This is a genomic window from Hymenobacter cyanobacteriorum (assembly GCF_022631375.1).
Classification (GTDB): Bacteria; Bacteroidota; Bacteroidia; order Cytophagales; family Hymenobacteraceae; genus Hymenobacter; species Hymenobacter cyanobacteriorum.
Genome location: NZ_JALBGC010000008.1, coordinates 26,424 through 46,138, shown reverse-complemented (window position 1 = coordinate 46,138; position 19,715 = coordinate 26,424). Strand labels below are relative to the sequence as shown.

Annotated in this window: 22 protein-coding genes; 8 read left to right on the top strand and 14 right to left on the bottom strand. The window is 62.4% G+C overall.

What is annotated here, in order from left to right:
* Positions 1–22: 22 nt before the first annotated feature.
* From MON38_RS22340 to MON38_RS22295, 10 genes are all read right to left on the bottom strand, one after another.
* On the bottom strand, positions 23–340 hold the full coding sequence (locus MON38_RS22340; protein WP_241938384.1) for a hypothetical protein: 318 nt from the start codon (positions 338–340) through the stop codon (positions 23–25).
* A 135-nt stretch (positions 341–475) separates the two neighbouring features.
* Entirely contained in the window at positions 476–652 is a 177-nt protein-coding gene (locus tag MON38_RS22335; protein ID WP_241938383.1) for a hypothetical protein, read from the bottom strand.
* Positions 653–800: 148 nt separating this feature from the next.
* Complete coding sequence (locus tag MON38_RS22330) at positions 801–1,226, bottom strand: Riean_0653 family protein (RefSeq protein WP_241938382.1); 426 nt, start codon at positions 1,224–1,226, stop codon at positions 801–803.
* A 282-nt stretch (positions 1,227–1,508) separates the two neighbouring features.
* A complete protein-coding gene (locus MON38_RS22325) occupies positions 1,509–1,739 on the bottom strand; it encodes a hypothetical protein (protein WP_241938381.1) in 231 nt (76 codons plus the stop codon).
* 3 nt (positions 1,740–1,742) lie between these two features.
* Positions 1,743–1,967, bottom strand: a complete 225-nt coding sequence (locus MON38_RS22320; RefSeq protein ID WP_241938380.1) for a hypothetical protein — start codon at positions 1,965–1,967, stop codon at positions 1,743–1,745.
* A gap of 34 nt (positions 1,968–2,001) precedes the next feature.
* Positions 2,002–2,559, bottom strand: a complete 558-nt coding sequence (locus MON38_RS22315; RefSeq protein ID WP_241938379.1) for a Riean_0653 family protein — start codon at positions 2,557–2,559, stop codon at positions 2,002–2,004.
* A gap of 350 nt (positions 2,560–2,909) precedes the next feature.
* Complete coding sequence (locus MON38_RS22310; RefSeq protein ID WP_241938378.1) at positions 2,910–5,438, bottom strand: hypothetical protein; 2,529 nt, start codon at positions 5,436–5,438, stop codon at positions 2,910–2,912.
* Positions 5,439–5,946: 508 nt separating this feature from the next.
* Positions 5,947–6,645, bottom strand: a complete 699-nt coding sequence (locus MON38_RS22305) for a metallophosphoesterase family protein (RefSeq protein ID WP_241938377.1) — start codon at positions 6,643–6,645, stop codon at positions 5,947–5,949.
* A gap of 152 nt (positions 6,646–6,797) precedes the next feature.
* The gene (locus MON38_RS22300) at positions 6,798–7,013 is read right to left on the bottom strand and encodes a hypothetical protein (RefSeq protein WP_241938376.1); all 216 of its coding nucleotides are present in this window, start codon (positions 7,011–7,013) and stop codon (positions 6,798–6,800) included.
* A 60-nt stretch (positions 7,014–7,073) separates the two neighbouring features.
* A complete protein-coding gene (locus tag MON38_RS22295) occupies positions 7,074–7,577 on the bottom strand; it encodes a hypothetical protein (RefSeq protein ID WP_241938375.1) in 504 nt (167 codons plus the stop codon).
* 120 nt (positions 7,578–7,697) lie between these two features.
* Here MON38_RS22295 and MON38_RS22290 point away from each other — a divergent pair, with 120 nt between their 5' ends.
* Positions 7,698–7,946 carry a 4a-hydroxytetrahydrobiopterin dehydratase gene (locus tag MON38_RS22290; protein ID WP_241938374.1) on the top strand — a complete coding sequence of 83 codons (249 nt, stop codon included), beginning with the start codon at positions 7,698–7,700 and terminating at the stop codon, positions 7,944–7,946.
* Positions 7,947–7,971: 25 nt separating this feature from the next.
* Here MON38_RS22290 and MON38_RS22285 read toward each other — a convergent pair whose 3' ends face one another.
* The gene (locus MON38_RS22285; RefSeq protein WP_241938373.1) at positions 7,972–8,415 is read right to left on the bottom strand and encodes a DUF3592 domain-containing protein; all 444 of its coding nucleotides are present in this window, start codon (positions 8,413–8,415) and stop codon (positions 7,972–7,974) included.
* Between the two features lie 119 nt (positions 8,416–8,534).
* On the opposite strand from MON38_RS22285, the gene rsmI reads away from it, so the two are divergent.
* The 7 genes from rsmI to MON38_RS22940 all read left to right on the top strand — a co-directional run bounded on the left by rsmI (position 8,535) and on the right by MON38_RS22940 (position 14,860).
* Entirely contained in the window at positions 8,535–9,308 is a 774-nt protein-coding gene (rsmI, locus tag MON38_RS22280) for a 16S rRNA (cytidine(1402)-2'-O)-methyltransferase (protein WP_241938372.1), read from the top strand.
* On the top strand, positions 9,250–10,947 hold the full coding sequence (gene lnt, locus MON38_RS22275; RefSeq protein WP_241938371.1) for an apolipoprotein N-acyltransferase: 1,698 nt from the start codon (positions 9,250–9,252) through the stop codon (positions 10,945–10,947). The genes rsmI and lnt overlap by 59 nt, the downstream gene beginning before the upstream one ends.
* 132 nt (positions 10,948–11,079) lie before the next feature.
* Entirely contained in the window at positions 11,080–11,883 is an 804-nt protein-coding gene (locus tag MON38_RS22270) for an inositol monophosphatase family protein (protein ID WP_241938370.1), read from the top strand.
* 39 nt (positions 11,884–11,922) lie between these two features.
* Positions 11,923–12,135 (top strand): hypothetical protein, encoded by a 213-nt coding sequence (locus MON38_RS22265; RefSeq protein ID WP_241938369.1) that lies wholly within the window; start codon positions 11,923–11,925, stop codon positions 12,133–12,135.
* A gap of 129 nt (positions 12,136–12,264) precedes the next feature.
* Positions 12,265–12,606, top strand: coding sequence for a hypothetical protein (locus MON38_RS22260; protein WP_241938368.1), 342 nt, complete (start codon positions 12,265–12,267; stop codon positions 12,604–12,606).
* Positions 12,607–12,726: 120 nt separating this feature from the next.
* The gene (locus MON38_RS22255; protein WP_277881613.1) at positions 12,727–13,587 is read left to right on the top strand and encodes a methyltransferase domain-containing protein; all 861 of its coding nucleotides are present in this window, start codon (positions 12,727–12,729) and stop codon (positions 13,585–13,587) included.
* 13 nt (positions 13,588–13,600) lie between these two features.
* Positions 13,601–14,860, top strand: a complete 1,260-nt coding sequence (locus tag MON38_RS22940; RefSeq protein WP_241938367.1) for an O-antigen ligase family protein — start codon at positions 13,601–13,603, stop codon at positions 14,858–14,860.
* A 56-nt stretch (positions 14,861–14,916) separates the two neighbouring features.
* On the opposite strand, the gene MON38_RS22245 is transcribed toward MON38_RS22940, so the two are convergent.
* The 3 genes from MON38_RS22245 to radA form a co-directional block, all read right to left on the bottom strand.
* Positions 14,917–15,939 (bottom strand): SPASM domain-containing protein, encoded by a 1,023-nt coding sequence (locus MON38_RS22245; RefSeq protein ID WP_241938366.1) that lies wholly within the window; start codon positions 15,937–15,939, stop codon positions 14,917–14,919.
* Positions 15,940–16,096: 157 nt separating this feature from the next.
* Positions 16,097–17,920: a TlpA family protein disulfide reductase gene (locus MON38_RS22240; protein WP_241938365.1), complete on the bottom strand. Its 1,824-nt coding sequence runs from the start codon at positions 17,918–17,920 to the stop codon at positions 16,097–16,099.
* Positions 17,921–18,147: 227 nt separating this feature from the next.
* Positions 18,148–19,545, bottom strand: a complete 1,398-nt coding sequence (gene radA / locus MON38_RS22235) for a DNA repair protein RadA (RefSeq protein WP_241938364.1) — start codon at positions 19,543–19,545, stop codon at positions 18,148–18,150.
* Between the last annotated feature and the right edge of the window lie 170 nt (positions 19,546–19,715).

Below are 19,715 nucleotides of genomic sequence, written 5' to 3'. Positions count from 1 at the left end.
CCCAGCTCAGGCCCACGAAGCCCTAGCCATCGGCAAAGTCGGCCTGCACGGTGGCCACGGTGCGGCCGGTGTTGGTGAAGAACAGGGCCGGCCGGACAATGAACGAGGCCTGGGCGCTGGGCAGGTCGGTGGTGCTGGCGGCCACGCCGAAGGCCGTGTTGAGCTGGTAGGGGTTGCGCCCGTCCACGTCGTAGAGGCGGTTGTTGGCCGACTGGATGAGGCCGCTGCTGAGGGCATCGGTGCGAATGCTGTGGTAGTTGAAGTGCAGAATGGGCAGCTCCACGGCCGAGTCGAGGGCATACTGGGCAAGGCGCTGGTTCACGGTAGCCAGCGGGAGCATGGCCGCCGAGCTGCCGTTGATGCGGGCCCCGTCGAGGTCGCCGTAGAGGGCGCGCCAGCGGTTGAGGTCGAGCTGGTTGGCCGGGGTGAAGCCGTTGGTGCCGGTGAAGGGGGCGTGGTCGATGAATTGCAGGCCCTACTCTTCGAGCAGGCCCGAGGGCACCCGGTTTTTGTCGACCGACTGGAATACCGTGTTGATGGCGTCGGCAAAGCCGGTGAGCGGGGCCTCCAACTCGGGTGCGGCGGTGGTCGTTTGCCCCAGGCTGCGCAGGCTCGCGGCCAGTAGCAGAAGCGCGAATAAAAGTTGTTTCATGGGCAAGAAAGGTGGAAAAGATGAAAAACGTTGATTTAAAAGGGGCAATCGAAGCGGCCGTCGGTGACGACTATTTTGCCACACCCAGCCTTCTCTAGGGTGAAAGAGAAGCGCCCCGAGGCGATGCGGGCAACGGGGTCTAGCTTGGTCAACTCAATAAATCCCGGCTGTACTGTGTTATAGTAAGCGTGCAGCCGTTGTTGAAGTCCTCGTATTCAGCAACGCGGAATAACGAGTCGCTGGCAACATAGCTTCCATTTTGGTATACTTTGTCAAGCACTAGGCTGATGCGCTGGAACGTGCTCAATCCATTGAAATTCCCTCTGCGGCTGACTACTATAGCTAGCCGGGAATTCATATAGCTGCAAGAGATTAGTGGTCCCCCAAGCTGACTGCCGGCCGGGGTCCAGGCTTGGCCGTTGACGAGGCAGCCGAAGGTGCGTTGGCCGGTCTGGGTTTCGGGGGGCAGCAGGGCGAGCGGGTCGGCGGGCGGTTGGGGCTGCGGGTCGTTTTTGCACTTAGAGCACTGCGTGAGTGTGAGCAGGGCGGCGTAAAGCAGGAGCTTGCGGAGCATAGCGAGGGGGTTGCGTGTGGTGGAGGTAGGTTGCAGGGAACCCGCACGGAAGGTACACCCGATGGCGGGGCTAACTTAGGCCGTGAGGCCCCGCCAAAAAAGGACGCTTTGCCTTTTTTCCAGACCTCGGTTTTGGGCAGGGAACGCCAGGCGGGCGGCTCTCCGGCGGCAGGGAAAACCCGCCCCAGACGCTTCCGATGCGTGTTGCCGCCCCCTGCCCGGCGCGGTGTTTTCTAAAAAAGCCGCCAATTCCTGACATCGGCCCACCGCCCGGGCCGCGTTTTATTTTTTCTCCCCGCCTCGGGCCTTGTGAAGCTGGCCATTCTGGGCCACGAGCAGGCCGGCCGTGAGGGCATCGGGCCGCAGGGTGGCGTAGGGCAGGCACTGCACCAGCAGCGGAATGGCGGTGGGCGCGGCCGCGACCTGCGCGGCCAAGGCCGTGTTCAGGTCGGGCAGCAGCGGCAGGGGGCTGGGCCGCCCCACGTTGCCGCTCACCAGCGAGGCGTAGCACATGCGCTAGGTGGTGAGCGTGGCCACGCTGGAGTCGGTGAGCGTGCCGTTGTAGGGCGTGAGCGCGGCGAACCGGGTGCCGTATTCGGCCAGGTAGGGCACGGGCACCTGGCTTTTGTCGAGCGGCGCGAAAATGCGGTCCACGGCCTGCCGGAGCGAGTCGGTGGTTTGGGCGGCGGCCGGCACCCCCAACAGGAGCAGGCCGCTAAGCCAGCGGTAAAAAATTCTCATGAGCGGAAAGGGAAAAAGGGAATGGAATGACTTATCAGATTTTGGCATCGAAGCGGCCTTGCGTCAGGCGCAACGTGTCGCAGCCGGCTTTGACGAACTTGCACTCGAACGTGCCGGCGATGACGCCCGCGTTCAGGTCCAGGCGCGTGATGGTGAGCGTGCCTCGCCGGTAGTTAATTGAGGCATCCGTGAAGATTTCTCCGCACCGGGTGGGGTCTTTTTTATTCAGATAACTTGTGGCTCCCCCCACGCCGCCCGGCAGGTTGAGCGAGTAAGTACCGGCGGCGCGTATGGGCACAAAATGCAGCCCGATGGAGGTGCTCCAATCTTTGCCATCGACCTTGTAAGTATCGACAACCAAGTCGCCGCCATTGAAAGTAGGGTCGTAGAGCACGGCGAAGTTGCTGCCCAGGCCCACGCGGCCCTGCGGGGTGTAGGGCTGGCCGTTGAGCAGGCAGCCGAAGGTGTTGGCCCCGGTTTGGGTGGCCGGGGGTAGCGCGGCGGCCGGGTCGGCGGGCTGCGGGTCGTTCTTGCACTTGCTGCAATGCGTGAGCGTGAGCAGGGCGGCGTAGAGCAGGAGTTTGCGGAGCATAGCTAGGGGTTTTGAGGGCATTGGAAACGGATGACAGGAAACCCGCAGCAGGAAGGTACACCCAATGGCGAGGCGAACCTAAGCAATGATTCTGCGACAAAAAAGGACACTTCGCCCTTATTCCAGACATCGATTTTCGGGGGTAACCGCCGCACGCACGGTCCAGCAAAAGGAGCTATAAGTCGTCCTATGCGCTCGTAACGCCCTGTTTGGCAGCCACCCGGCGCGGAATTTTCATTAAAAACCAGCCCATTTCTGACATCGTCCCCCCAAACGCCAGAAGCCCCGGCTACTTACGTAACCGGGGCTTCGGCAACAGGCAGAACGGCGCGGGCGCGCGGTTCAGCGCCTCAGTTTTTCACCACGCGCTGGTGCAGCACCTGGCCGCCCACGGTAGCGGTGAGCAGGTAGGGGCCGGCGGCGCAGGCGGGCTGCACGCGCAGCGGGGCCGCGCCGGGCGCGAGGGCCTGTTCCTGCTGCCACACGGTGCGGCCCGCAGCATCGAGCAGGCGCAGGGTGGCGGTGGTGGCGGCGGGCGCGGCGAGGGCCACCGTCAGCTCGGAAGTGAATTGGGTGGGGTAGGCAGCTAGGGCCAGGCCTTCGGCGTCGAAATCGACGCGCTGCGGGGCGAAGTAGTGGGTGGCACCGCTGCGGTCATCCTGGCGCAGGCGGTAGTAGCGGGGGCCGGTTTTATCGGGCGCGGTGTCGAGGAAACTGTAGCGGCGGGCGCTGCTGCTGTTGCCTTCGGCGGCGGCCACGTAGCCGATTTGCTGGTAGGTTTTGCCATCGCGCGATACTTCGAGGCCGAAGCCGCGGTTGTCCTGCTCCGAAGCAGTTTCCCAGCTCAGCCGGGCGTTGCGGCCCTGGCGTTCGGCCCGGAAGGCAACGAGGCCCACCGGCAGCGGGGCGGTGAGGTCGGCCAGCGTCCAGCGCGAGAAGCCGCCCACGTTATTCAGCACCGCGTAGCCGCTGCCGGCGCTGCTGAGGCCCTTGTTTTGCCAGTTCGCGCCGTTATCAACCGACTTGAAAAAGCGCAGGTTGGCCGGCGTGACGCCGTTGAGCTCGTGGGTGAAGTATTCGATGGTTAAAGCGGCATCGAGGCCGGTGTTGGTGGTGGCCGCAATATCAAAGTAGCGCAGGATGGCCCGCGCGCCGGCCGCGCCGCTGGGGGCCGTGCCGGTGGTGCGCGTCACGGTGGTGAGGCCGGGCAGCAGCGAGCCGGTGGCGGGCAGCAGGCGCAGGCCCACGCCGCCGAAGGTTTCGGCCACGCCTGCCACGGGCGTGCGGCGCACTTCCACGCGGCCCAGCACGTAGCTGGTTTCGGTTTCGGCCAGGTTGGCCAGCGGCTCGAGCCGGATGCGGTACGCGCCGGTGTTGAGGATGCCGCTCAGCATCTGAATGCCGTTGTACACCTGGGCGTCGTCAGAGAAGGTTTTCACGCCGCCGCCGTTCACTTCAAGGTTGAAGTAGAGGCCGCCGCTCACCACCTGGTTGCCGGCTCCGGTGAGCTTCACCTTGCCCGTCGAGCAGGTGAACTGCCCGCTGTTCAGCATGTCGCCCTTGATTTCGATGTCGCCCAGCGTCTGGGCAAAAATGCCAGTGGCGGCGTTGGTGAAGTTGCCGTTGATGAGGATGTCGCCGCCCGTGTGGTTGAGTACGCCGGCGTTGGTGAGGTCGCCGAGCACCACGGTCTGGCCACTTTCCACCACCATCAGCTGCCCGCTGCTCACATTAAAGGACGAGAGAATGGTAGTGGCCTGGCTTACAAGGCTGTTTACGCCGCTGGTGCCGGTGTTGCTCACGTTGGTCACGGTGTTGGCCGTGAGCTCGGAGCGGCCGCCGGCCACGCTCAGGGCTGTGAAGGCGGTGCTGCCCACGCCGGTCAGGCTCACTTCGCGCACCACGTTGTTCGTCACCTCGTTGGTGAGCACGATGCTGCTGCCGCAGCTCATCACAATGCCCCGGAAGTTCTGGGTGCCGCCGTTGGTCCAAGTGCCGCCGGTAGCGCCGGCCGCCTGCCCGCCGATGAAGTTGCCGCTCACCGTGGCATCGTTGGCAATGGCCCCGGGGCGGAAGTCGATGCCCGTTTGGGCGGCCGTGGGCAGGGCCGCGGCGTTGTAGTAAAAGCTGTTGTTGCTGATGGTCCACTGGTTGCCGTTGCCGGTGCTCACCAGCACGCCCGTGCGGTCGAAGTTGAACAGCTCGCAGTTGGTCAGGCTGAAGCCGTCGTTCACGCCGCTGGTGCTGACCGCGTACACGAGGTTGGCGGGCAGTTGGGCGGGGTCGGCGTTGCCCACAAAGCACTCGGTGAGGGCGTTGTAGTCGTTGCCGGCCACCGTGCCGCTGCCCACCACCACCACGCCGCTCGTGAGCAGGCTGTTGGAGCCAAGCACGGTCGCTTCGCGCAACACGTTGTGGTTGGCATCGCCGCCAAAGGCCACCGTCGGGGCCGCAGGGTTGGGCTGGCGCAGCGTGAGGGCCCGCGCCACCGTGCCGTTGTTGCCGCTGAGGGTGGCGTAGGCGCTGCCCGCCCCAAACGTGAAAGTGCCCGTGAGCACACTGCTCACCCCGGCCGCCGGCCGGATGGTGAGGGCATTAATCGCGCTGCCGGTTTTGGTCAGCAGCACGTCTTCAACGTAGCTGGCATCGAGTAGGCGCAGCTCGTAGTCCTGCTCCAGCGTGGCGGGCACGGCCGCCAGCGCCGCCGTGATGGTGGGGTAATTGGCGCCGGCCGTAGCCCCAACCGTGTAGATGACAGCCGCCTGCGCCTGGCTGGCCAGCCCCAGCAACAAGGCCAACGAGCCGAGCGGGCGCGCCAGCCGGCCCAAGTGCCGCTGCTTCGTGTACTCAATTGGTGAATGTGAGACAATGTGTTTCATAACAGGGAGAGAGTGAGTGAATGGTTAGCAGAAATGCCAGTCGCCAGCCAGTGGCAAACCAGCAATAATTACATTGCCCAAACACCTAAATCCAATAGAGTAATTGAGCACTCCATTGCGGCATTTCGACAAAATGTAACTTATCAAATCTAACGCCGGATTTCATCCAAGCGCAACCCTGAACACAACAATCAACCCGAATAATTATATGAACCACGAATTATATTACAGCTATACCATTGATTTCGAACTTTATTACCATTAATTTTTCACTTCAGGCAGTAGCTGGTTTTAGCAGCCGCCTCCAATCCTACCCTATCATAGCATTAGCCAAAAGACTATTAAAACCAATCCATTTTTATAATTATATTAATTCAATTTCACTGTCCGTTATCACTCACCAAACAAATAATTATTAAACGAACTTGGCTTCTCTTCGTAAAACACAAAAAAGCCACTGCCCCAAAGTGGCAGTGGCTGGTCCTGGCCGAGTTGGCAGATGCCCGTTTCAGCGGCGGCCGATGGGATAGGCGGGCTCGCAGTTGGGCACTTGCGTTACTTCCCAGGTATCGAGGTTGAGGGCGGTGAGCTGGGCGAAGGCAGCGTTGTGGCGATACACGCAGCCGCTGTCGAGGCCCAGCGCGCCGGGATGCTTGGCGGCCTGGGTGCGCACCTGCGCCGCCGGCCGGGGCACGTGCCCGTGCAGCAGCCGCTTGCCCCCGAGACGCACGGGGTCGAACACGAATTTCTTGATGCTGAGCATGGTCAGGTAATCCTGGCGCATCTCTTCGGGCGGCAGCGCAAAGTCGTAGCCGGCGTGAACCAGCACAAAATCGGGCAGTTCAATTTCATAAGGCAGCGCATCGAGCCAGGCCAGGTAGTGGGGTGCAATGTCGCTGGCGCGCCGCACGCCGAAGCTGCGCAGCGTGGGCTGACGGCCGGGCAGGCCCAGCCAGGCCCAGCGCTTGCGGTGCCGCGCATCGTCGAGCAGGGCCTGGTCGTGGTTGCCGCGCAGGGCCTGCACGTTGTAGCCGCTGGCTTGCAGGTGCATTAGGTAGTCGAGCACGCCTTTGCTGTCGGGGCCCTTGTTCACGTAGTCGCCCAGCAGGTAAAGCTCATCGGCGGTCGTCAGGCGCAGCTCGTCTTCTACCAGGCGGCGAAAGGTGTGCAGGCAGCCGTGCAGGTCGGTGGTGGCGTAGCGGCTCACGGGAAGCAAAGGATATAGGGAACGAAACAAAAAAACGTCATGCTGAGCGCAGCCGAAGCATCTCGCGTGCAATAGTAAATGATTACTACTGCACGCGAGATGCTTCGGCTGCGCTCAGCATGACGTTCAAGTTGACAACTCTATACTAGTGGCTAGTGGCCGCCGCCGTAGGCCGGCTTGTCGAGGTTGGCCTTGTCATGGCTGCGGTTGGGGTGGCGCTGGCCGGCATCGAGGGCATCCTGCTCGAGCTGGTCTTCGGGCGTGGTGCCGGTTTCGGCGGCGGGCAGGGCATCGGCCTTGGGCGTGCCTTCGGCGCGGCGCTCGTTAGGCTGCTCGCCGGTTTTCTGGTCGTTATGGTGCGTCGACATGATGATAATCGGGTTTAAGTGAAAAGAAACTTAAAACGGTAATCTGCCGCGGCCAGTGGCTTACTGGTCGATGGCCGTATCGGTGGCGTTGGGGTCGGTGAGGTCGGCGTTGGTATCGGTGCCGGTGATGGGCTGGATGGGGCGGGGCTCCATCTGGCCCATGCCCACGCGGGAGTTGGGGTTCAGCATCTCATCCACACCGGGGCGGCGGTCGTGCGCGTCGAGCTCGTCGACGGGGCGGCCGCTGGGCTCAATGGTGTCGGTGTATTCGTCGCGGGGCGGCAGGTCCTGGTTGGCGCGGTCGTCGCGGCCTTCGTCCTGCGAGCGCATGTTGTCGGCCGGCGGGCTCATGTTGTCGGCGGTTTCGTTCACGCCCACGGCAGTTTCGCCGCCGGCCGTGTCGGAGCCGAAGCCTTCCTTGCCGTCGCGGTTGCCGAAGCCGCCGCGGGCCGCTTCGTTCTTGGGCGGGTCGGCGTTGGGGATGTGGTGGCCGGCTTCCATTTCTTCGTTGGTCGTGTCGTCGTTGATGACTCGGATGGGGCGGTTGTTGGGGTCGATGGCCATGGGGCGGGAGGTGTTTGGAATGAGCAAGTGTAGGGAGGTGTGTACTTTGGTTTGCGGGTTTGGGTTTTGCCCGCGCCGCGCCATCAACTGCTTTCGCCCCTGCTAAATATAGGTAAATTTATGTGGTCAACTATTGACAACAGCCTCGCCCGCACCTACCGCTTCGTGGACTTCCGCACGGCCTTCGCTTTCCTCACCGAAGTGGCCGCCGAGGCCGAGCGGCTCGACCATCACCCGTGGTTCAGCAACGAGTATAACGTGGTGGAATTCCGCCTGCGCACCCACGACGCGGGCAACACCGTAACGGCCCGCGACCACCGGCTGGCGACGGCCATTGATGCCGTAGCCGCGCGGTATTTGCTGCAATAGCGGGCCTTTGCCACGCAACCTGCGCTTAATCAGGAATGGCGCCGAACAGTCCTACCAGTAACATGCACAACGCCACCAGGGAGGTTACTGCCAACTGCAGATAGCGACCCGATTGGTTGAGTTCTTGTACAAACAGAAAGCTGCTTGGGTCACGGATGTCGTACCGCAAGTAGGCATCCGAGTTGTCGAAGAACTCTACTTTATTTGATAAGATGCCGCCACGGGTGCTAAGAACCCATTCTGCCCCCACGCTTTCTCCTTCTATTACTTCACCTGTTGCTGTTTCGAAACGCACCCGCGGCTCAAAGTAATTGGACCTGCGGCCCGGTTTGACTTCTCGCTGGCTGACGATGATGCCCGAACATTCGACGCCCTCCCGCCCGAGCGCCGACGCCAGCCTAATTTCTTTGAATGCGCCGTATGCCCCCATTCCAGGAATTATGGCGCATACGATTGCGGGGAAAATCATACGTTGCAAGGATGCCGTTGGTACCTGCTTCTTCGAACGGCAAATTAATGGGTCTAGCCCAACAGCTGCAATTGCTTTGGCGAAGGTTAACCCTCGTTCCTGCCCCGTACCTTTGCTTTATGCCCAATCCCACGGTTCTGTACCTCGTGCCCACGCCCATCGGCAATCTGGAAGACATTACGCTGCGGGCCATCCGCGTGCTGGGCGAGGTGGGCACGGTGCTCTGCGAGGATACCCGCACCAGCGGCCGCCTGATGCAGCACCTGGGCCTGAAGAAGCCCCTCCTCTCCTACCACCTGCACAACGAGCACCAGCAGGTGCCGCGCCTGCTGGAACGCCTGGAAAAAGGTGAAACCATGGCCTTGGTCAGCGACGCCGGCACGCCGGGAATCTCCGACCCCGGGTTTCTGTTGGTGCGCGAGTGCCTGGCCAAGGGCCTCGGCGTGGAGTGTTTGCCCGGGGCCACGGCCTTCGTGCCGGCGCTGCTGAAGTCGGGCTTCGGGGCCGAGCGGTTCACGTTCGAGGGTTTTTTGCCGGTGAAGAAGGGGCGGCAGACGCGCCTGCTGCAGCTGGCCCAGGAAACCCGCACCATGATTTTCTACGAGTCGCCGCACCGCATCGTGAAGACGCTGGGGCAGCTGGCCGAAGTGCTGGGGCCGTCGCGGCCGGCCTCCGTCAGTCGCGAACTCACCAAGCTTTTTGAAGAAACCGTGACCGGTACGTTGGCCAGCCTGGAGGCTGACTTCGCGGCCCGGCCCGCTATTAAAGGAGAAATTGTCGTTGTCGTCGAAGGAAACCTTGCCCCGCCCCCCCGCGAGCCCCGCCCCGGCCGCGATGCCTCATACTACCGCCGTGCCGATGACGCCGACGATGAGTCTGAATCAGAAGACTAGCCGGCCCGGACTGCGGCCCGCCGCGCTGGCGGTGCTGGGCGGCCTGCTGCTGTGCGCCGGCTGGATGCCCTGGCCCACGGCCCTCACGGTGCCGCTGCTGTTCGTGGCCTGGGTGCCCTATTTATTGATGGAGCGCCGCCTCACGGCGCAGGGTGCGCGCAAGGGCCGCGTATTCGCGCACACCTACCTGCTGCTGCTGCTCTGGAACGCCCTCACTACCTGGTGGGTGAGCTACGCCAGCCTGCCCGCCGGCATTGCCGCCGTGGTGCTGAATGCGCTGCTCATGTGCCTGCCGCTCATGGCCTTCCGCCAGACCCACAAGCGCCTGGGCTACCGCTGGGGCTACGCGCTGCTACCGGTGTACTGGATTGCCTTCGAGCAATTGCACCTGCACTGGGACATCACCTGGCCCTGGCTCACGCTGGGCAATGGCTTCGCGGCCGCGCCGGGCTGGGTGCAGTGGTACGAGTACACGGGTTTCCTGGGCGGCTCGGTATGGGTATGGGCCGTGAACCTGCTGGTATTCCGGGCGTGGTATGGCCGGGGCGGCGTGGCCCCCTGGACGTTCGAAAGCCCGGCCCGCTGGCGCTGGGCCGCGCCAGTTCTGGCCGTGGCCGTGCCGTTGTTTGTGTCGAGCATCATCGGGCGCAACTACCAGGAAAAAGGCCCGACGGCCGAAGTAGTGGTGGTACAGCCCAACTTCGACCCCTACGTGGAGAAGTTCGAAGGCGGCCCCAAGTTTATCCCCTACGACGAGCAGCTGACGCGCTTTCTGGCGCTGTCGGAGCAAAAGCTCACGCCCGAAACGCGCCTCGTCATCTGGCCCGAAACGGCGCTGGAGGAGCCGTATTGGGAGAATACGCTGGAGAGCAACCCAAAAATTCGCCGCATCCGCGAGTGGCTGGGGCGGCATCCGGGCGTGGCCCTGCTCACGGGCATCACCACGCTGGGCTCGTACCCGAACAAGGAAGCGGCCAGCGAAACGGCCCGTTACCGCGACGACCTGGGCTACTACGATTTCTTCAACTCCGGCGCGTATTTCGCCGATGCCAGCGCCCGCGTGGTCATCTACCACAAGTCGCGGCTGGTACCGGGCGTGGAAAAGGTGCCGCCACTGCTGGTGTCGCTGGTGTCGCACATCGACCTGGGCGGCACCGTGGGCAGCGTGGGCAGCCAGACCGAGCGCACCGTGTACCCGGCCCCGGCCAACGCGCCGGCCCTGCGCGTGGCCCCCATCATTTGTTACGAATCTATTTACGGCGACTTTGTGGGCGAATACGCCCGCAACGGGGCCACACTGCTGGGCCTACCCACCAACGATGCGTGGTGGCACGACTCGCCCGGCTACCGCCAGCTGCTGAGCTACGGCCAGCTGCGCTGCATCGAAACGCGCCGCGACCTGGCCCGTTCGGCCAACACCGGCTTCACCGGCTTCATTAACCAGAAAGGCGAAATCACCCAGCGCGAGCCGGCCTGGATTCCGACGGCCAGCCGCGCCACCGTGCACCTGAACGACGAAGTGACATTTTATGCCCGCCACGGCGAGCTGATTGGTCGCGGCGCGCAGCTGCTGGCAGTGCTGGGCCTGCTGGTGGCCGCGGTGCTGGGCTTCACCCGGAAACGGGCCGTTGTGGGGTAGAGACGCGACACTTCGCGTCTCGTCGTTGAACGACCATAGCCGCGCCACCTGTAATTCCCGAATGCGCAGGCATAAGTTCAACAAACCCAACGACCAGACGCGAAGTGTCGCGTCTCTACACCGTTCGATAATATGACGCCCGACTTTACCCAACTCTCTCACGACCTCGCCGCCCTGTGCCGCCGCACGGCCCAGTTCATCAGCCAGGAAGCGGCTACTTTCGACCGCGGTAAAGTAGAGCACAAGGGCCTGCACGACCTCGTGAGCTACGTGGACCAGGAAACCGAGCGCCGCCTCGTGGCCGGCCTGCGCGAGCTGCTGCCCGAGGCGGGCTTCATTACCGAGGAAGGCACGGCTGGCCCCGATGCCCACACCGAAGAATTCGTGTGGATAATCGACCCCCTCGACGGCACCACCAATTTTGTGCACGGGCTGCCGGTGTACTGCATCAGCGTGGCGCTGGTGCAACACCGCGAGCTGGTGGTGGGCGTGGTGCACGAGGTGGGCCGCGACGAAAGCTTCCGGGCCGTGCGCGGCGGCGGCGCGTTCTGCAACGACCAGCCCATTCACGTCACCGACGTGGCCGAACTGAATAGCTCGCTCATTGCCACCGGCTTTCCGTACCACGATTTCGGCAAGCTCGATGACTTCCTGAAAATTCTCGGCGCGTTTTTTCAGCGCAGCCACGGCGTGCGGCGGCTGGGCTCGGCCGCGGCCGACCTGGCTTACGTGGCCGCCGGCCGCTGCGAAGGCTTCTTCGAATTCAACCTGAACTCCTACGATGTGGCGGCCGGTATTCTGCTGGTGCGCGAGGCCGGCGGGCACGTCACGCAGTTTCTGATGGAAGGTGACCCGCTGTTTGGACGCGAGATTGTGGCCAGTAACCGGCTCATTCATGCCGAGATGCAGGCGGCCATTGGCGAGTTCTGGCGGTAGCCGCGCAAACTATTCCTTTCGCTCCGCAGTTATCCCGCTATGCTTTTGCTGGCCATTACCTCCCTCGAAATTCAGTACTTCCTCATCGGCGCGCTATTCGTGGCGGCGGCGTTCTACGTGGGGCGCATTTTTTACCGTGCGTTTTTCAGCAAAACGGCGGCCGGCTGCGCCAAGGGCTGCGGCGGGGCCTGCGGGCAAATCGATGTGGAGGCCCTGCAACGCACCATTGAGCGCCGAGCCACAATGAAATAATGCCGTTTGGCTATTTAGTTAGCCCAACCATAACCCGCCCCCGCCCCGGCTGCGTATAGCCCGGGCGGGGGCGGCCGACTTTTCGGCCCGCAGCCCCGCCACCTACTCTCCCCAAAACACCCCACCGCCATGCAGGACAAAGAAGAAGAACGCTCGCTCGTGAGCGTCGAGAACCGACTCAATAAAGAAGGCTTCACCCAGGATTTCAACGTGGTGGACGGCCGGTTGCAAACCATTGGCCACGATTCGAATAAGAGCTACGCGCCCGAAGAAGTAACCATCGTGGATTTCTACCGCTTCGAGGGCGAAAGCAACCCCGACGACATGTCCATTCTTTACGCCATTGAGGCCGCCGACGGCGTGAAAGGCACGATTTCGACCGCCTATGGCACCTATGCCGACGGCGACACCGACGACTTCCTGAAAAAAGTGGAAGACCTCGGGAAGAACCTCACCAAAAAGGTGAAATAGCACCCGTTCCTTCGGGTTCGGCCGGGCTCCCACCCGCAGCGGCTTGCTGCGGGTGGGAGCCCGTTTTTTTCGCGCTTACTTTGCGGTATTACTTCCTTCCCGCTTCTTTTTCGGCCGCTTATGATTCGCCTTTCGCCCCCGGCCTTTTCGGGCAGCAACGACATTAAAGACCTGCTGACGGCCATGCTGCGCCGCCGCGCCGCCGAATGGGTGGGCAAGGACATGCTGGACGTGCCCGCCGGCAACGGCGAAACGGCGCAGTTGCTCAAGGAATTAGGCGCCAATGTCACGGCTTCGGACCTCTACCCCGAATTCTTCCGCTACCCCGACATTCCGTGCATCAAGGCCAACCTGAACGACACGCTGCCCTTCGCCGATGCCAGCTTCGACGTAGTGATTTGCCAGGAAGGCATCGAGCACATGCCCAACCAGCTGCACCTGTTTCAGGAGCTGAACCGGGTGCTGCGGCCGGGCGGCCGGGCCATCATCACCACGCCCAACTACTCCAACCTGCGTACCCGCCTCAGCTACCTGCTGCTCGAAAGCGAGGCCTACAAGCTGATGCCGCCCAACGAGGTCGATTCCATCTGGGCCGCCGACCGCGCGCACAACATCCACGACGTGTATCTGGGCCACATCTTCTTCGCCAACCTCACGCGGCAGCGGGCGCTGGCGGCCCTGTCGGGAATGCGGATTACCGAGGTGCACCCCAGTCGCGTCAATTACACTTCGCTGTTTCTGCTGCCGTTTTATTATCCCTGGATGCGGCTGCTTGGCGGCGTGGCCCGGCGGCGGGGCCTGCGGCGCGGCGCGCCCTCGGCCCGCCGGCCCGAAGTATACGCCGAGCTGGCCCGCCTCAACGGCAGCCTGAACGTGCTCACCGGTGGCCACCTCATCGTGGAGTACGAGAAGCGCGCCGAAACCTCGGAGGCTGTGGCCGCGCTCACCGGCAAGCTCAACCTGGCCACCGACCGCACCTAAGCCTTTGCCCTCCGTGCCGCGTTTTGCGTCTTATTACTCTTCGGGCCGGCTCTCGCAGCACCTGCTGTGGCTGGCGGCGGTGGCCGGCGTGGTAGGCTTGCTGGCAGCCCGCTCGCTGGTGGCGCTGGCCCCGGTGGTGGGCACGGTAGCGGCCCTGGCCAACCCCCACCTGCGGCACGACTTGCCCCGCTACTACCGCAACCGAGCAGCTATGTGGGCGGCGGCACTGGTAATTTTTTTATTAGTAAGCGGGCTGTATACCAGCGCGATGGCGGTGTGGCAGCACGAAGTATTTCGCAGCTTGCCGTGGCTGGCCGTGCCACTGGCTTTCACGCTGGCGGTGCCCCTCACCCGCTGGCAGCGCCTGACGGTGGGCAGCCTGTTTGTGCTGGGCACGGCGGCCGTGGGCTTGGCCACGCTGGGCCGCTACCTGCTGCACCCAGACGAAGCCAATGCCGCTATTCACATCGGGCAAAATGTGCAGGCCATCACGCGCATTTTCCACGTGCCGTTTGGGGTGATGCTGGCACTGGCGTTTTTCTGGGGCTTGCTTTTGCGGCGCACGGCGCTGGCTGGCCCCGTGCTGCGGGCTGCGCTGCTGGCGGCGGCGGCGGCGGCGGCCCTCACGCTGCACGTGCTGGCTTATCGCACGGGTCTGCTGGTGCTTTATGTCGGCCTGCTGGCCTACGTGGGCTGGCTGCTGAGCCGCCGCCACGCCCTGCTGGGCCTGGGGCTGCTGCTATTGCTGGGCCTGGCCCCGTGGCTGGCCTATCAGTCGCTCGAATCGGTACGGCAGCGGGCCAAAGGCACGGTGTGGGACGTGCAGAAATACACTCTGGGGCAGGATATGAACAACTATTCGCTGGCTCAGCGCCTGGCCGCCATGGAAACGGCCGGAACTATCATCCGTGAGCACTGGCTGCTGGGCGTGGCCCCGGCCGACACCCACGCCGCCATGCAGGCCCAATATGTATGGAAGGATTTCGGCCTGCGCCCCGCCAATCGCGTCGATGTGCACAACCAATACCTGGAAGCCATGCTCGGTGGCGGCGTGGTGGGCTTGAGCCTGTGGCTGGCGGTGCTGTTCGGGCCGCTGTTTCGCCGGGCCACCCGGCGCAATCCGGCCATTCTGTTTTTCATCGTCGTGCAGGCTACCGTCATGCTCACCGCCGATATGTTGAGCCTGCAAATCGGCCTCAACCTGTTCATTTTCGGCTACGGCTTCCTGGTAGTCGCGCAGGAAAGAGCAGAAGTTTTAAATGTTGAAGGTTAAATGCTGAGTTGTTGTTCTATTCATTCAAAACTCAACCCTCAAAACGCAACATTTCCTTACCCCCACACCTTAGTACCCTCCGAGCAATTGCGGCACATCTCAATCTGGTCGCGGCCCTTCAGCAAGCTGCTCCGGAACTGCTGGTACTTCGGGCCGCGCCAGAGCTGGCGGAAGGTTTCGGTTTTGAGGTCGCCCTGGCGGTATTCGGCGTCTTTGTCGAAGCAGCAGGGCACTACTAAACCATCCCAGGTGATGACGCAGGAGTGCCACATCTTCCAGCAGTGGTTCAGGAGCTGGTTTTTCAGGCTCCAGGTACCGTTGCCGTTATTCTGGTAGCGCGAGTAGTAGTCGATGGTGGGGATGAGCGGCGAACCCTGCGCATGGTCGTAAATCTGGGCGGTTTTGAACCACACATCATCCACGCCCAATGCCTCGGCCAGATGTTTGGCATCGTCAATCTGGTGCTCGTTGGGCCGCACCACCAGAAACTGAAAAATGATACGTGGTGTGTCCGACTTCAACTCTTTGCGCCACTTCACCACGTTGCGGGTGCCTTCCAAAACCTTCTCCAACTTGCCGCCTACGCGGTACTGCTGGTACACGTCCTGCGTGGTGCCATCCAGTGAGATGATGAGCCGGTCGAGGCCGCTTTCCACGGTTTTGCGGGCGTTCTGGTCGTTCAGGTAGTGGGCATTGGTGCTGGTGGCGGTATAGATGCCCTTGTCCGAAGCATACTTCACCAGCTCCAGAAACTGCGGGTGCAGATAGGGCTCACCCTGAAAGTAGAAAATCAGATACCACAGCCGGCTGGCCACCTCATCAATGGTGCGCTTAAACAAGTCGCCCTGCAGCATACCCGTAGGCCGCGTGAAGGACCGCAGGCCGCTGGGGCACTCGGGGCAGCGCAAGTTGCAGCTGGTGGTCGGCTCGAAGCTCAGGGCCATGGGCAGGCCCCGCAGCCGCGCTTTGCCCGTGAGCTTGCTCAGGATGTAGGAGCCCACCACTTCCAGCGTGTTCCACACCCGCAGGGGCGTGGCTTTGGCGAGCAGGTTGCGGGTATCGGCGAAAGGCAGGGGCATGAAGGAGCGGAAAACGCAGCGGGTAAAAATAAGTCATCCTGAGCGCAGCGAAGGACCTTATCACGATTGAACAGCTGGCGTTAGAATTGTTCTAACGGCTTTTCTGACGTGACAGGGTCCTTCGCTGCGCTCAGGATGACAATCAATGAGTTACTGCCTATTTCTTGGTGGCCGGCGCGAATTCTATCGCGCTGGTGTAGGTACTGGCCTTGCCAAAGGATTGGTTGATTTCGTCCACCGCCGCGCGGCTGCTCAGGCGCTTGGGCTTGGTGTTGAGGAAGGTTCCGTCCTCGCCCACCAGGAAGTACGAAGGCACTTCCTGCAAAGCATAAGCGTGGGCCGTAGCCGAGCGCAGGCCGCCACCGGGCACGCGCACCTGCACGCCGGGTAGCTTCTTGATATTGACGAGCGACTTCCAGGCCTGCTCGTTCTCGTCCAGGGCCACATTAATGAACACAATGTTCTTGCCCTCAAACTTGCGCATCAGCTCCTGAGCGTAGGCCAAATCGCGCAAGCACAGGCCATTGGTCGACTTCCAGAAATTCAGGTACACCAGCTTACCCACAAAATCGTGCAAATGCACCGTATCGCCGGTGGCCGAAGTAAGCTTGAAATCGGGTGCCGGTGCGCCAATGGCGAAGTCCTTGTGGCGGTCAAAATCGCTGAGCAGCGTGGGATAATACAGGTTGCGCGAATCGTAGTTGCGGAAATCGGCCAGCATGGCGGCCGACTGCTTCACGTGACCGAAGCGGAACGACTCCTGCAGGATGCGGCCCAGAATGATGGCCCGGGTGGGGCCGCCGAGCTTTTTCACAGCCAGGGCGTAGCAGGCGGGATAAAAATCGGGGTCGGCGCGCTGGTGCTTGTCTTGGGCCACGGCGAAGTGCACGTAGTTGAGCAGAAACTCGTGGTACAACTCGCTCTGAGCGGCGTTGGGCTCATTCAGGATGCCGGGCTCGCGCAGAAAGTTGTAGTAGTCGGGTGCCATTTTCAGGCGCCCTTCGGTGTTCACCACCTGCTCGCGCAGGTCCTGGAAGGTCAGCTTATCGTTGGCGTAGGAATACACCACCTCGGCGTGGGCGTAGTTGTAAAACTCCTGGGTGAAGGACTGCTTGGCGGCGTGGTCTTCCAGAAATTCCAACTCGTGCTTGCGGCGGTACTCCAGGAAAGAAATGAACGGGGCTTCGTACAGCTGAATGTTGTCGGGCAATACCTGGAAACCGTCGTTTTCCACGAATTGGGCGTCGAATTCCGAGAGGTAGTTGTTGGCGTTGGCCGCTTGCTGGCGGTGGCGCTGCTGCTCGGTCAAGTTCGAGCCGTTGCGCAGCTTGGTGCCGAGGCCGGTGGGCACGTCGTTGGCCTTGAACTTGATGGTCGTCGACATGTCGTTGCCCTTGAAGCGCACATCCAAGTCGGTGCCCGCGTCGAGGAAGAGCGGGGCCACGTCATCACCATACACCAAGTCGGCCTTGGTAGGCCCGTAGAGCGGAATGGCAATCTTGAACTCGCCCTTCTCGTTCACCGGCACCCGAATCAGCTTGTCCTTGGGGTCGAGGGGATTTTCGCGCAACGACACCGCTATCGAGTCAGTCGTCGAGCCGCTGATGCGGCCAACCAAAAAGGCTTTGCCCGTTGGTTCAGGAGCCGGCGCGGGTTTGGCCATAGGCTTGGGAGCCGTGGCCGCTGCTTTAGCCGGGGCGGCTGCCGGAGCAGGAACGGTAGCCGTTTTAGGAGTAGCTGGGGCCGGGGTTTGCACCGCCGCGGGCGGTGTGGCCGCCGGAGCAGGCGCAGTGGTAGCTGCAGCGGGCATCGTCGTGGTTGTGGCAGCAGGTGCGGCGGCTTTGGTTACCGTAGTAGCATGCTGTACCGAATGCTTACGGTGCTTAGCCGGCGATTTGTGCTGGCCGTAGCACAGCGCAGGCGCAGCCACTAGTGCCGCCACTAGCACTCGATGAACGTAGGTGGTAAATAATGCGGTCATAGCGCGGTATACGAGCAGTTGGCCGGGCCAACAATATTACGGAGGGGAAAAGTGCCAGTCGGCCTAATAAAATTCGCGGTAAAAGCCTATCAGCACTCCGAAGATACGGCTTTTTGATTTATAAAATCCAAATCAGGTCCGCACTTTTTTTTGCCTGCCATTGCCGTGCTTTGGATAGACCTGCGCGTTGCACTCACGCCCACCGATTTAAACCGGCTACCGGGCCCCTAGCCAAACAGGCCATCCAATACCTCATCGAGCCGGCCCACGGCGTAGGTTTTCATGCCCAAGCGAGCCAAATCCAGGCCCTTGCCGTTAAACTGCGACACGTACATCTCCCGGAAACCCAGCTTTTCAGCCTCGGCGAGGCGCTGGTCGAGGCGTGTTACGGCCCGGATTTCGCCGCTCAGGCCCACCTCGGCGGCCAAGCACACGTGGCCGGGGATGGGCACGTCGTTCAGCGACGACACCACGGCGGCGCATACGGCCAGGTCGAGGGCGGGGTCGTCGAGGCGCAGGCCGCCGGCGATGTTCAGGAATACGTCGTGCTGGCCCAGGCGCAGGCCGGCGCGCTTTTCGAGCACGGCCAGCAGCATTTGCAGGCGCTTGGCGTCGAAGCCGGTGCTGCTGCGCTGCGGGGTGCCGTAGGTGGCGGGCGTCACGAGGGCCTGCACTTCCACCAGCAGCGGACGGTTGCCCTCCAGCGTGGCTCCAATGGCCATGCCGCTCAGGCTTTCGCCGCGCTGCGAGAGCAGGATTTCGCTCGGGTTGCTCACCTGGCGCAGGCCGTCGCCCTGCATCTCGTAGATGCCCAGCTCGGAGGTGTTGCCGAAGCGGTTTTTGGTGGTGCGCAGGATGCGGTAGCTCATGTGCCGGTCGCCCTCGAACTGCAGCACGGTGTCGACCATGTGCTCCAGGATTTTGGGGCCGGCAATGCTGCCATCCTTCGTGATGTGGCCGATGAGCATGACCGGCGTGCTGGTTTCCTTGGCGAATTTCAGGAACTCGGCGGTGCACTCGCGCACCTGGCTCACCGAGCCCGCCCCGCTTTCGACCAGCGTGGAGTGCATGGTCTGGATGGAGTCGATGACGAGCAGGTTGGGCTGCACCTGGTCAATCTGCCGGAAAATGTTCTGCGTGTTCGTTTCCGTCAGGATGTAGCAGCCGGGGTGCTGGCCGTCGGCCAGGCGCTCGGCGCGCATCTTAATCTGGGCCTCGCTTTCCTCGCCGCTCACGTACAACACCTTCATCTTGCGCATGCTGAGGGCTATCTGGAGCATGAGCGTGCTTTTGCCAATACCCGGTTCACCGCCGATGAGGATGATAGAGCCCGGCACCAAGCCACCGCCGAGCACGCGGTTCAGCTCGCCGTCGGGGGTGAGGATGCGGGGCTCGTCTTCGGCCAGAATGCTATTGAGCGGGACCGATTTGGCGGCTTTGGCTACATTGCCACCGGGCACGGTGCTGGCGGGCTTCCACTGGCCGGTGGTGGTGGCCACGGTTTCCTTCTGGATAACCTCCTCGACGTAGGTATTCCACTCGCCGCACACGGGGCAACGGCCTATCCATTTCGATGATTGCGCGCCGCAGGACTGGCAGAAATAGACGGTTCTGGCTTTGGCCATAAACAGGGTTGATTTTGATAGAAGGGGAATAATGACAAGGCCGACGGCGGCAAAAAAGTTGCTGCGAAACCGGTTTTTAGCGCCCTAAGCGCCGTATCATCGGGCCGCAAGGTACGCCGGGTGTCAGCCGGTCGTGGTTCAACTTTATGCCCGCCGCCGGGTTATGCAAA